Below are 12253 nucleotides of genomic sequence, written 5' to 3'. Positions count from 1 at the left end.
GCTCTTTTTAGAACTGCTCCAAGAGCGGGAACATAGGATAATAAGAGGATAAAAACAGCAAAGCTGTATTGACAAGGGGCGCTAATTCTCTTGGTTCATCTACCACTTTATGCACTATCTTATACCCTTCTCCTTTATGGGTTTCTATAAAATCCAGTGGAATTTTTGCCCTTAATTGTCGAACCAATGACCTAATTCGCTCCTCACTTGCAATCTCGCCTTGATAAACATAGCAAGCAATATCGTTAAATGAAGTAACGTGCGGCGATTTAATAGACAATAATTTAAGCAATAACGCTTCTTTTTTTCCTAAAATCACCTCTTCCTCATGATTAATAAATTTGCAATGCTGAAAATCAAAATAGACATCTTTTGATAAAAAGAAATTATCATCATTCCAAATATCACATAGCTTGTAAATGCTAAAAATAATCTCCTCTGGCAAGAAATCTTTAACAATTACGCTTTCGTAAGAGAGATAATAGAGAGTTTTAAAAATAGTAGGCTCAGGGTTTGGCTCTAAAATAAGTAATATTGGAGCATCACTTCCATGCTCTCTTAGAAATTTCATGGTGCATACATCTGTTGGATTTTTAAGATTGAGGATGAAAAGGTTATAGGAGGCCAAAGTAACTGCATCTTCGTTAAAAAGATCTTCTTCATTTTGTACTTTTTTTACATCCATTTTCAATCGTAGCCGATTTAAGGCTTTATCAATTTCATTTGCTAATTCTCTATCTGGTTCAAGAAGGAAAATTTTCATTTTTGCTCCTTATTTTCTTTGATTTCTTCCTCTTGTTCTTTTCTATCTAGCATATAATTATAACATTTTAAATTAATATTTTTCTAAGTTATAGCTATAGTAGCCATGCCTAAAAGGTGAAAAGTACATCATCTATTTATTATAAGAACCATACTAGACTCAAAAAACAAGGGATTTATAACATAGGTATAAATCCCTAAATTGATATTTTAAAAGAACGTATTGCTAAGTGTAATTAGAAACTATAGGATAAATAAAAACGTGCATACGTAAAGCTATCTTCTCCACTGACATGATCATACGTACCGTATCCTGCCCAAAGTCTGGTTGCAAAACCTTTTAAAGCACCACTAAATTTATATTTTAGATCAAGATCAATTTCACTAGCGCCATCAAGGTACATTCTATCGGAAGAGGATGTACCGCTATTCATATAGCCTTCATCGCTTTGCGTGTAGTAGGCGTATTTAAGAGCTGAGCTAAATCCTGGAATTCCAAAACCATAGATTGCTTCAATAGAATAAGCATCAACGCCTGCAAAAATTGCATTATTGGTGAGCATATCGGTATAAGCAATAGTATCAGGTACATGCCCGAAAGTTCCAGGGAAGTTTGCTTCCTCATCCATTGTGGTATAAGCAGCATTGATTTTAACACCACTTATTTCTGTTCCAGCTTTAAATCCATAAAGCGTTGCGTTATCTTTTCCTGTAATTAACGGATTATCATAATGTGCACCCGCATAGGTCATAGCTAAAGAGAGAGGAAAATCAATGGGTAATTTATACTCTGCTTGGAGGTAATACTCATCATAGCCTCCTGCCTTGATAAAAATAGGCGCATCCCATATTGAATAAGGAGCCGCACCATACTTTCGATCTTGATTGGTTGTAAGGTATTGACCATCTACTTTCAACCCTTTAATACTTTTATTCACAAAAAAGACAGAGTACATGCCGTCACTAAAATGTTCATCTTGTTGAGAATTGCCTACGGCATCACTACCATATCGCATTTGCCACTCTTGGATATAGATCAGTTTAATCATCGTGTCAGGAATTTCATTGAGGGTTAAGACTGCCGCATCAAAGGAATCTTCGAGAACAAATGCCGTGCTGGTCATAATAAGAGGTGTTTTAATTTTTTGGCGACCTACTTTGATATCAGATTTCAAGAATGAGTATTGAATATATGCTTCTGAAAGGAGTGTTGTACTGACTGAGTTACGAGGGTCATCTTCCCTTTCTGGCTGATAAGGGCTCGTAGCATCACTCTTTTGCCAATCTAAATCATGGGCTGTTTGAAAACCAAGACCTAATTTAAATCCTTTAAAAGAATCTGTCACATATCTCAATTCAGCGCCAATAGAACCAACATTGACGTTATTTACGGGGGCAGTTTGAATCAAAGCATCAGAGTTACTGCCGCCTGTATATTCAAATCTTAATTGACCACTTACTGTTCCATTTTTGAAGGCATCTGCAAGTGCATCGCTGTTTGCGTATGCTACCGTACCCATTGCCATCATTGCCACTAAAGATAATTTTGCTAATTTCATTATTTCTTCCTTTAGTTATCTTGGTACATTGTCCTATTCTAAAATAAAACAATGCACTCGCAATCCCAATCCTATTAGGATTAAGCCTGCCACTTAATCCTAAAGGAGCCCTTTATTTATGTTTCAAATCTTCCAGTAACTGTTTTTGGACTTCTTCTTTTTTCTTGTCTAACTTCCCGTTATAAAACTCATACTCAGGTTTATAATAGTTCAGCATACTTCGAAGCCCTTTATGCCCGATTTCATTATGACAAGATGCACATCCGATTTCTTTATCAGTACCTTTAAGGATTGCATAATGCTCATGCATTTCATGGCCTTTCTTACTGATATGCCCATTTGTTTCAAAATTTGGATGACAACTAATACACCCTTCATCTTTCACAAAATGTTGTCTGTTTTCACGATTTTTGTACCAATCTATATCTTTGGGATTTCCAAAGAAATGGATTGCGCCCTCAACAACACCGTTCCTTGCTTTCGTCATGATGTAACTTAGAACATTATCATGAGGCAAGTGACAATCAACACAATTCACCCGGATACCCGTTTTACCCTTACCACCATGAACATCATTCTGGTATGCTGCAACCATAGGATCCATTTCATGACAAATGACACAAAATTTATCATTGCTGGTTCTATGAAGTCCTTCATAGGTTCCTAAAGAGAGAAGAAGACCTATAAATACGCCTGCCAAGCCAATAATAAAAATTTTACTTTTTATAAATGAGATGAGTTTTTTTATCATGGTGTCGGCCTCATCCAAATTTTTACATCATTACTATGACATTGCAAACACATATTGTCCGACGGTTTATGCTCATTATGACATTCATCACAATACAGCTTTGGACCATCATGAATCGAGTTATGTGGATTGACATGTAATGCATCCATAAATTTAAGCCTGTCTGCCAAATACTGCTTGGTTTTATGGCAAGACAAACAACCTTCATCGCCAATCAGTTTAAAATTTTCAGGGTTGTCTCCTTGTCCCTCATGACAATCTGTACATTTAAACGACAGCTTGGCATGGTGGGGTTTTAAAGGAAACTTCTTTTCCAGTTCAGGCGAAACTTTGATAGGAGGAGCCACCTTTGACTCACTCCCGACTAAAGAGACCATCCCCATCAAAAGAAAAAACCCTATTGCTAAAAGAGTTTTTTTGCTACACATGATTAGATATTCTCTCCTGCAATCAAACCAAAGGTTAAACAATCTGTTACAGCAACAGTACCTAAACGACTTGCGCCATGTGTTCCACCTGTCACTTCACCTGCCGCAAAAAGACCTGGAATTGGTTTATTGGTATTGGCTGAAATGACTTGTGCTTTCGTATTGATTTGTAAACCACCCATTGTATGGTGAGGTTTTGGCATTAAACGAATCGCGTAGAATGGTCCTTTCATTTCGATTGGCTCACTTTTCACGTCTTTGAGTGTTTGTTTTTTAAACTCATCTTCTTTACCTGCCATTGCTGTTTCATTGTATTTTTTAATCGTCTCTTTTAATGCATCTGCAGGGATCTTATAGTTTGCCGCAACAGCGTCAAGCGTATCAAATTTTTTCATTACACCACCCGTGATACCTTTTTCAATGATTGGATGGATTTGCGGGTCAAATGTATTGTACGTACCAATAACAACAGGGTATGCTTTTGGATCTTTTCTTAAAATGACATACTCAGCATCTGCTCTTGTTTTACGATCTGCCATTTCATTCATGAAACGTTTACCGTTTCTAACATCAATTGCAGCACCAAGTCTAAAGAGTCCTTGTTGTGTTAAAAGTGGAGCTACACCAAAACCTCTCTCATCTGGACTTGCCCATGGTCCTTGTTGAATCCATGAAACATGTACAGGAATTGCACCAATTTGGAATGCTTTAAGTAGTGCCCCAGCCGTTGCTCCTTCGTGGTTTGTAGCATCTTGATCCGGAGCGATACGAGGATCTTGGAGTTGTCTGTACATTTTATCCATAGAGAAACCACCACTTGCAAGGACAACACCTTTTTTCGCTTTAATGACTTTTTTCTCGCCAGATTTATTTTCAAGGTCATCACTAAACAGTTTATTATCGAATCGATAATTGGTTCTGATGACAACACCTACAACACTGGTACCATCCGCACTCATCACAAAATCATCAAATTTTGTACGAGTCATGATTTTACAACCAGGAAGTTTTTCAACAAATGCACTCATTGGTTTGATAATGCCTGAACCACTCATATTATCAGTGACCAATGATCTAGGAACAGAGTGACCACCAAACCACGCAGGTTTTACATCTTGGAATTTTGCACCACATTTTACGGCAAAGTTCAAAGCATCATTGGATCGTTTAACAATTGTCTCCAATAATTCAACGTGATTGATACCAAGCCCTGCTTTTAAACAATCGGCGATAAAAAGCTCACCAGAGTCTTGAATACCGTATTTTTTTTGTGCAGCGCTGTTAGGAACGGCCATACCGCCACCATTAATAACAGAGTTACCACCTACACGTCCCATTTTTTCAACCACTAAAACTTTATAACCACGTTCTACTGATTTTGCTGCGGCAGCAAGACCTGCGAAACCTGTACCAACTACGATAACATCGTATTCTTCATCAAATTTAACCTCTTTTTCTGTTGGAGCTGCCGCCATTGCATTACTTGCGCTAAGCATTGCTAAACCTGCTGTACCAAGAGCACCCAACTTAAGAGCGTCTCTTCTAGACATAGTCTCTTTTTTCATTTCTTTCTCCTTTTGAAGTAATATTTTATTTGTAACTTAATTTTAACGACTAACTGTGATATTTAATGTGAGATTCCTATGAAATCATTATGAAGCAAATCTAATGTAACTTTTGATGGAAATAGTGATGAAAAATATGCTTAGAATAGGAGATAAATTACGATTTGAGCGCTATAAAAATGAACAAATGACGATAAAAGCCGTTAGTATGGCTATTTTTTTAATAAAAAATTTTAATTAGAAAATACAAATATTTAGAAGGAATATAACCGATTATGAAAAAAATATCTTTCTAAAAGCATCTCTTTATAATATAGGTAGTGATACTTAGATGGAGGGCTAAGAAGTATGTTTTATTTTACATGTAAAAATGATGAGGCATTGGTGTCTTGTAAAAAAGCATTGTATGCGATATCTTTATTTCTTAATTCATAAGCATACGTGAGCCGTTGAGCGGTATGTATAGAAGGGGTGAAAAGGTCATCTTGTGGGAGTTTATGTTCGTATTTTTTCAGAAGTCGCTGTTCCAAGGATGCTTGCGATTTTAAAGCATCTGGGTAAATGTGTTCTACGCGTATTTTTTGATGAGTTAAATACTCCGAAATCAGTCCAAAGCGGTGACAATCAAACGCTTCTTTTTCTGAACACATCAGTGCAATACGGTATCCTTTGCCTAATCCTTTTTCTAATCGCAAAATACCTTTTTGAAAGCCTTTTGTTTCTTGCACTTTTTTAAAATTAACTTTGCCATCCTCAAACAATACCTTCTTATCGTCATACCGTGCTCCAAGCAAATCGCCCATGTAGAGATAATCTATATTTTGAGATTTCAGGGTATGACATAGTGTTTCTTTATTGTACTGAGGAGCAAAAGAGCTATACGGAGAACTGCGTACATCGACAATGGTTGTCAGAGCATTTTTGTGCACTAAGTCTATAAACACTTCGATAGGGTGAGTCGAATGTCCAATAGTATAAATCGCTTCGGCAAAACGTTCATGCATGGTTATTTAATAAAAAGTGACATATACGATAGCCTTGCGGTTTCAATTAAGAAGTCTACACCTGGGAAATAGGCAACAAACGTATTACCGATACCGCCCCAAATGACAGCTACCGCAATAAACCCTATCGTCAGTGCTGAGATGCCACGAAGGGGAGGAACATGGTCCCATTCAGAATCACACGCAGGATAAAAATACATCAATGCAATCACTTTAAAATAGTAATAAATCGAAATAAACGTCGCAATGATACCGCATACGGCTAAAAACGTGTACCCTGCTTCGATGGCCCCTGTAAAAATATAAAATTTACCGACAAATCCAATGGTACTAGGAATACCAGCTAATGAAAGCATAAACACACTGAGCATCGCTGCCATATAAGGATGGACATGCGCAAACCCTCTAAAATCTTCATAGGTAACACGCACATGTTCATCCGCCGCGATGTAAGAGATAAGCCCAAACGCACCCATGGCGGAAAGAAAATACGCAACCAAATAGTAGATGATAGACGAAGAAGCACTCTCGCCTGCATAACCGATGGAAACAAATGCGATGAGTAAATACCCCGTATGCACGATGCTAGAAGCCGCAAGCATTCGTTTTAAACTCTCTTGTACAATTGCTAAAAATGTACCATACAGAAGTGTTGCGATGATAATTACGATAAAAAGGGTGTCCCACATATCGCGAATTGGGTCAAAATCAACTAACATCACACGTAACACAAATCCAAAAATGGCGACTTTAAACGTAGCGGCCATAAATGCCGTTACAGGAAGGGGCGAGCCATCATACACATCAATGGTCCAGTTTTGAAACGGAAATGCGGAAATTTTAAATAAGAAAGTCACAAGAATCAATGTGGCTCCAATCACAATAACAGAGACATCTTTTCCCATTAAACTATCCAGTTTATCGCCCATTTCACCTAAAATAGTCGTCCCAAGTCCTGCATAGATAAAAGCGGTTCCTAAAAGAAAAAAGGCACCCGAAAGTGACCCTAAGACAAGGTATTGATAACTGGCTTCTACTCGTTTATCATGGATTTTTTGAAAACCAATCATGACATACAATGCCAAAGAAGCAATCTCTAAAGCGATAAAAGCTGTGATAAGTTCATTGGCATGTACGAGTAACATCATCCCAAATAAAGAGAACAAAAAGAGTGCAAAAAACTCTTTTTTAAAATGGCGTTTGGCTTGAAAATAGTGTGTACCAATCAAAGAAGTGACAAGTGCACCCGCAAGTAAAATAGCATCAAAATAGACCGAATAGCTGTCAATAATCAGCATTTTTGAGAAGACGTTTTCAAAAGGAAAAAGCGTAAAGAGTTTGCCAAAGTACATCAAATCCGTACCTAATGCGCACAGCAAGATAACAAACGTAAAAAATGAGAAGCGTTCCATAGAGAGACTTTGGAGGGGTGATAACAGCATCAACAGAACGCCACCACCACCAACAATGATCAGTGGCAAAAGATAAAGGAGTTGTGTCTCTAACATTATTTGCTCCCTACATGTAAAATATCAAGCAAATAGTGTTGCAAGGTCGGTTCAATTTTATATAAAAACAGATCAGGATAAACGCCCATGGCAATAATCAGCACCGCCAAAGGAATCAAACCTAAAATCTCATTGAAGCTTAAATCACGCATCTTAGAGATGTCATTCTCACTTTTGACTAAAATAGCCTTTTGGAAAACCCAAAACATGTAACTTGCCGCCACTAAAACCGTTAAGGCAGCTAACACGCCTAAAATAGGATTATAATGAAAAATACCCAAGACGATGAGAAGTTCTGCAACAAACCCATTTGTTCCAGGAATGCCCACAGTACAAAAGAGCATAATGGCAAAAAAGAGTGTAAACCAAGGCGCTTTAGAAGCAATACCACCTAGAGCACTTAAAGACCTGATGCCAAGGTGACGTTCCATCACTCCCACAAGCAAGAAAAGTCCCCCTGTCGCAATCGCGTGTGCTACCATTAAAAAAGCACTTCCCATCATCCCTTGAATATTGAGCGCAAAAACACCGGCGGTGATAAAACCTAGATGAGAGGCGGATGAATACGCAAACATCTTTTTGATGTTATATTGGCTAATAGCCGCTATACCAAAATAGATCAGTCCAAAAATACCCAAAGCAATAAAAAATGCCGAAAAAGAGACAAATTGTTCGGGAAACAGTGGCATCATAAATCGAACAAGGGCATAAACGCCTAACTTTGCCATAATGGATGAGAGTAAAAAAACACCACCGGTTGGTGAATTAGAATACGTTTCAAGTAACCATGTATGAAAAGGGAAAAGAGGAATTTTAATGGCAAATGCCAGCATAAACCCCGCAAAAAGAAGTGTCTTTTGCATGTATGTTAAAGTGCTGATATGCACTAAATCTGACAATGCAAAACTCCATGAGCCAAACTCATAGTAATGTGCCACACCCAAGTACAAAATACTCACAAACATAAACAAAGAACCCATAATCGTATAAATCGTGACTTTGAGTGTCGAGAAAACGCGGTTCCCAGAACCAAAAAGACCTATAATCATAAAAACGGGCAGAAGCATCGCTTCCCAAAAGAAATAAAACAAAAAGAGGTCTAACGAAAAAAGCGTTCCACTAATACCTGATTGTATGAGTAACATGCTGACCCAATAACTTTTTGAGCGAGAATTGTGCCATAAAAGAAGATATGCACTTGGAATTAGAGTCGCAATAAGCATTAAAACGATGAGAGAAAAACCATCAATTCCGACACTGTAAGAGATTCCATAACTTTGAATCCATGCGTAATTTTCTCTAAATTGAATGGCACCTGAGAGTTCAAAATGCGTATAGATATAAAGAGCCATTGCAAAAATCACCAAGGAAACACCAAACGCGATATTGCGCGTCATCTTAGAGTTCAGAGGTAAAACAAGAACAATAAACGCAACGACCATTGGTAAAAAAATAATAAATGATAAAATTCCTACTGACATGCCTACCCCAATATCACAATCAAATAACACGATGCCACGCTCACACCTAATAGCATGATGAGAGCATAAAAACGCACATGTGCATTTTGCATAATGGCAACCACGTGGCCTACCTTGACAAATCCGCGACTCAGCCCCATAACAATGCGATCCACGATATTGATATCCAGTGCCACAGCAATAAAAGAGCTTAAACGTTTTATAGGCTGAACTAAAAGCGCATCGTAAATTTCATCCACATAAAATTTATGATAAACCACACCGTGTGGTTCATAAGGGACACGTAAATCATAATAACGAAACTTTTGGTATGCAATGGCGATGCCCAGCGTAGCGGCTAAGATATTCACACCCAAGAGTAACCACTCGGTTGAATGCTTTACATGTAAAGCTCGCATACCCCATGCCTCAAGCCAATGCCCAATGAGATGCTCTCCGCCTAACAGCTCGGGCAAGCCCAAAAAACCTGCAAATGCTGCGCCGATAGCCAAAACGACTAGAGGCGCTTTCATGCTCCAGCCAACATCGTGCGCTTTTACATGTAAAGCGTGTTTTCCTTCAAATACGACAAAAAAGAGTCGAAACATATAGTACGATGTTAGAACCGCACTGATAACACTGAGTCCCCAAATAAGATAATCACCGCTGCTAAATGCAACCAATAAAATCTCATCTTTGCTAAAAAATCCCGCAAAAGGAGGAATACCACAAATCGCAAGCGTGGCTATGAGCATTGTCATATAGACAACGGGGGTAATCTGACGCATACCGCCCATCTTGAAAATATTTTGTTCGTGATGCAAACTCACAATCACAGCCCCCGCCCCCATAAATAAAAGCGCTTTGAAAAAAGCATGGGTGAAAACGTGAAAAAGCGCACTGCTATAAGCACCCAACCCAACGGCTATAAACATATACCCCAATTGAGACATGGTCGAGTAGGCAAGAATTTTTTTAATATCGCTTTGCTTGGTCGCAATAATCGCAGCAAAAAAAGCACTCAAAGCGCCAATATACGCGATAAAATGCCCCACATGAGGAATCAGTTCATACAAAAATGAAAAACGCGCCACCATGTAAACACCCGCTGTAACCATTGTTGCCGCATGAATGAGCGCTGAAACAGGCGTTGGTCCTGCCATGGCATCGGGGAGCCAAACATACAAAGGAATTTGAGCAGACTTTCCCATCGCACCAATGAACAAAGCTATCCCAACTAAACTGATGATAGATAAAGGTATTGTGGTCATTATCGAAGCAATCGCTTCATAACTAAAGCCTATTTTTCCGCAATAAAAAAAGAGAATGGCTAGACCGATTAAAAAGCCAAGGTCACCCACGCGATTGACAATAAAAGCTTTATTGCCAGCAACCACGTTAGCATTATCTTGAAAATAAAAGCTAATCAGTAAGTATGAGCAAAGTCCCACGCCTTCCCAGCCAATGAACATAATCAAAGGACCATCCGCAAGCACAAGTAAAAGCATGGACGCTAAAAAGAGGTTAAAGTAGAAGAAAAATTTGCCATACCCTGCATCTTCACGCATATACGCCATAGCATATACATGAATCAACCAGCCCACAAAAGTGATAAACAAGACCATAAACAACGAAAGCTTATCGCCTAAAAAGCCCATCATAATGTTGTATTCACCCACACTGAGCCACAAATAAGGCTGATAATGTAAAGGGGTGTCATAACGAGCAACATGCACAAACGCACTCACACCTAAAATAAAACTAATGGCAGGAGAGAGAAGGGCTGGAATGCTAAACCATTTTTGAGCAAGTTTTTTTTGTGTAATAGAATAAAGATAGAGCGCGCCAATCAACACAGAAGAGAGTAAAGGAGCAAGAACAATCCAGGCTAAAATGGCACTATTCATACAGCCTCCTTTTGCGAAAGCGTGCGAAAGATATCAGAATCAAGTGATTTTTTACGCTTATACAGTACGACAATGAGCGCCAAAAAGACGGCGGCTTCTGCTGCTGCGACGGCTATGACCATCATTGCCATCACTTGGGATGCCATGGAATGGTGGTAATTGCTTAACGCAACAAAGATTAAGTTAATCGCGTTGAGCATCAGCTCAATGGACATGTAAATAATAAAGATATTTTTACGGCTGATAACACCTAAAAGACCTATTGAGAAAAGGATCATCGCCACGACAATATAAGCAAAAATAGTATCTGCTATCATGCTTCATCCTTTCTGCCAAATACCACGGCACCCAAAAGTGCCACTAAAAGTAAAATAGAAATAAGCTCAAACGGCAAAAGCCATTTCGTAAAAAGCTCTATTCCCAACGGTTTAATTTTTCCAAAATTCTCTTGCAAAGAAGGAATGTCTAAGGGCATCTTATAAAAAGCCCGTAAAATTAAAAAATTAAGAGGCAACAGTGCAATGGAACCTAAAAAAAGCGTGATGTTTTTATTGGGCTCTTTGGGTAAATTGGCTTCTTTCACGTTTAAAAACATAATGATAAAAATAAAAAGTGTGATAATCGCACCCGCGTACACAATAATTTGCACCATGAATAAAAAGGAAGCGCTAAGAAGCGCAAATAGTCCCGCCATCGCAATAATCGTTAAAATAAGTCCTAGCGCACTGTGAACAGGTTGATGAAAAACAACCATGCCCACGGCCCCTAAAATAGCGAAAAAAGAGAGCAGTAAAAAAAGAATGTCCATCATGACTCTTCTCCCATCTTTTTATTGGCTAAGAGTTGCTCTTTTGTGAGGACAAAATCTTCACGCTTTTTGCCAATAAAACTAAAAATCCCACTGTCCATTCGAATAGCATCACAGGGACACGCCTCCACACAAGCGCCGCAAAAAACACATTCTAATAAATCAATATCAAACCGTTTTGGCATCTTTTCATCGACATCATCGTTTCGCTCTTCTGCCTCAATAAAAATGCATTCAGCAGGACATGCGGTTGCACACATAAAACAAGCAACACATCGAACACTTCCATCTTCTCGCTTTGTCAAGCGGTGTACCCCTCGATAGCGCTCCGTAATATCTTTTGGATTTTCTTCAGGGTAATTGAGCGTTTTAATCTGCGGTGTATCGCTTAAGTTGGTGATAAAATGCGACAAGGTCGTTTTCATACCGCCAAAGATGGCAGGAAGATAGAGCTTTTCTTTGAAAGTATTGCCATGTCTTGGAACGATTTTAATGCCCATC

General features: G+C 38.6%; 12 protein-coding genes. All 12 read right to left on the bottom strand.

What is annotated here, in order from left to right:
• Positions 1-7: 7 nt before the first annotated feature.
• Positions 8-763 carry a winged helix-turn-helix domain-containing protein gene (locus tag AC5SLP_RS01655; protein ID WP_495253394.1) on the bottom strand — a complete coding sequence of 252 codons (756 nt, stop codon included), beginning with the start codon at positions 761-763 and terminating at the stop codon, positions 8-10.
• Positions 764-998: 235 nt separating this feature from the next.
• Positions 999-2321 (bottom strand): OprD family outer membrane porin, encoded by a 1323-nt coding sequence (locus tag AC5SLP_RS01650; RefSeq protein ID WP_495253393.1) that lies wholly within the window; start codon positions 2319-2321, stop codon positions 999-1001.
• 112 nt (positions 2322-2433) lie between these two features.
• Entirely contained in the window at positions 2434-3072 is a 639-nt protein-coding gene (locus tag AC5SLP_RS01645) for a cytochrome c3 family protein (RefSeq protein WP_495253392.1), read from the bottom strand.
• Positions 3069-3455, bottom strand: a complete 387-nt coding sequence (locus AC5SLP_RS01640) for a cytochrome c3 family protein (protein WP_495253862.1) — start codon at positions 3453-3455, stop codon at positions 3069-3071. The genes AC5SLP_RS01645 and AC5SLP_RS01640 overlap by 4 nt, the downstream gene beginning before the upstream one ends.
• A gap of 47 nt (positions 3456-3502) precedes the next feature.
• Complete coding sequence (locus AC5SLP_RS01635) at positions 3503-5065, bottom strand: flavocytochrome c (protein WP_495253391.1); 1563 nt, start codon at positions 5063-5065, stop codon at positions 3503-3505.
• A gap of 353 nt (positions 5066-5418) precedes the next feature.
• The gene (locus AC5SLP_RS01630; RefSeq protein ID WP_495253390.1) at positions 5419-6069 is read right to left on the bottom strand and encodes a DUF488 domain-containing protein; all 651 of its coding nucleotides are present in this window, start codon (positions 6067-6069) and stop codon (positions 5419-5421) included.
• Between the two features lie 2 nt (positions 6070-6071).
• Complete coding sequence (locus AC5SLP_RS01625) at positions 6072-7577, bottom strand: NADH-quinone oxidoreductase subunit N (protein ID WP_495253389.1); 1506 nt, start codon at positions 7575-7577, stop codon at positions 6072-6074.
• Positions 7577-9058 (bottom strand): complex I subunit 4 family protein, encoded by a 1482-nt coding sequence (locus AC5SLP_RS01620; RefSeq protein WP_495253388.1) that lies wholly within the window; start codon positions 9056-9058, stop codon positions 7577-7579. Before AC5SLP_RS01620 ends, AC5SLP_RS01625 begins: the two co-directional genes overlap by 1 nt.
• A gap of 2 nt (positions 9059-9060) precedes the next feature.
• Positions 9061-10944, bottom strand: a complete 1884-nt coding sequence (gene nuoL / locus AC5SLP_RS01615; RefSeq protein WP_495253387.1) for an NADH-quinone oxidoreductase subunit L — start codon at positions 10942-10944, stop codon at positions 9061-9063.
• Entirely contained in the window at positions 10941-11261 is a 321-nt protein-coding gene (gene nuoK, locus AC5SLP_RS01610; protein ID WP_495253386.1) for an NADH-quinone oxidoreductase subunit NuoK, read from the bottom strand. The genes nuoL and nuoK overlap by 4 nt, the downstream gene beginning before the upstream one ends.
• Entirely contained in the window at positions 11258-11755 is a 498-nt protein-coding gene (locus AC5SLP_RS01605) for an NADH-quinone oxidoreductase subunit J family protein (protein WP_495253385.1), read from the bottom strand. Before AC5SLP_RS01605 ends, nuoK begins: the two co-directional genes overlap by 4 nt.
• Positions 11752-12252 carry a NuoI/complex I 23 kDa subunit family protein gene (locus AC5SLP_RS01600; RefSeq protein WP_495253384.1) on the bottom strand — a complete coding sequence of 167 codons (501 nt, stop codon included), beginning with the start codon at positions 12250-12252 and terminating at the stop codon, positions 11752-11754. Before AC5SLP_RS01600 ends, AC5SLP_RS01605 begins: the two co-directional genes overlap by 4 nt.
• Position 12253 lies beyond the last annotated feature (1 nt).

The organism is Sulfurospirillum sp. E15m, from assembly GCF_059415145.1.
The sequence above is the reverse complement of the archived record's forward strand: the minus strand, read 5'-3'. Positions and strand labels throughout refer to the sequence as shown.

Bases quoted from the DNA above. Each gene is read 5' to 3' on its own strand.
- AC5SLP_RS01655 (WP_495253394.1), bottom strand. From the start codon at position 763: ATGAAAATTTTCCTTCTTGAACCAGATAGAGAATTAGCAAATGAAATT.
- AC5SLP_RS01650 (WP_495253393.1), bottom strand. From the start codon at position 2,321: ATGAAATTAGCAAAATTATCTTTAGTGGCAATGATGGCAATGGGTACG.
- AC5SLP_RS01645 (WP_495253392.1), bottom strand. From the start codon at position 3,072: ATGATAAAAAAACTCATCTCATTTATAAAAAGTAAAATTTTTATTATT.
- AC5SLP_RS01640 (WP_495253862.1), bottom strand. From the start codon at position 3,455: ATGGGGATGGTCTCTTTAGTCGGGAGTGAGTCAAAGGTGGCTCCTCCT.
- AC5SLP_RS01635 (WP_495253391.1), bottom strand. From the start codon at position 5,065: ATGAAAAAAGAGACTATGTCTAGAAGAGACGCTCTTAAGTTGGGTGCT.
- AC5SLP_RS01630 (WP_495253390.1), bottom strand. From the start codon at position 6,069: ATGCATGAACGTTTTGCCGAAGCGATTTATACTATTGGACATTCGACT.
- AC5SLP_RS01625 (WP_495253389.1), bottom strand. From the start codon at position 7,577: ATGTTAGAGACACAACTCCTTTATCTTTTGCCACTGATCATTGTTGGT.
- AC5SLP_RS01620 (WP_495253388.1), bottom strand. From the start codon at position 9,058: ATGTCAGTAGGAATTTTATCATTTATTATTTTTTTACCAATGGTCGTT.
- nuoL (WP_495253387.1), bottom strand. From the start codon at position 10,944: ATGAATAGTGCCATTTTAGCCTGGATTGTTCTTGCTCCTTTACTCTCT.
- nuoK (WP_495253386.1), bottom strand. From the start codon at position 11,261: ATGATAGCAGATACTATTTTTGCTTATATTGTCGTGGCGATGATCCTT.
- AC5SLP_RS01605 (WP_495253385.1), bottom strand. From the start codon at position 11,755: ATGATGGACATTCTTTTTTTACTGCTCTCTTTTTTCGCTATTTTAGGG.
- AC5SLP_RS01600 (WP_495253384.1), bottom strand. From the start codon at position 12,252: ATGGGCATTAAAATCGTTCCAAGACATGGCAATACTTTCAAAGAAAAG.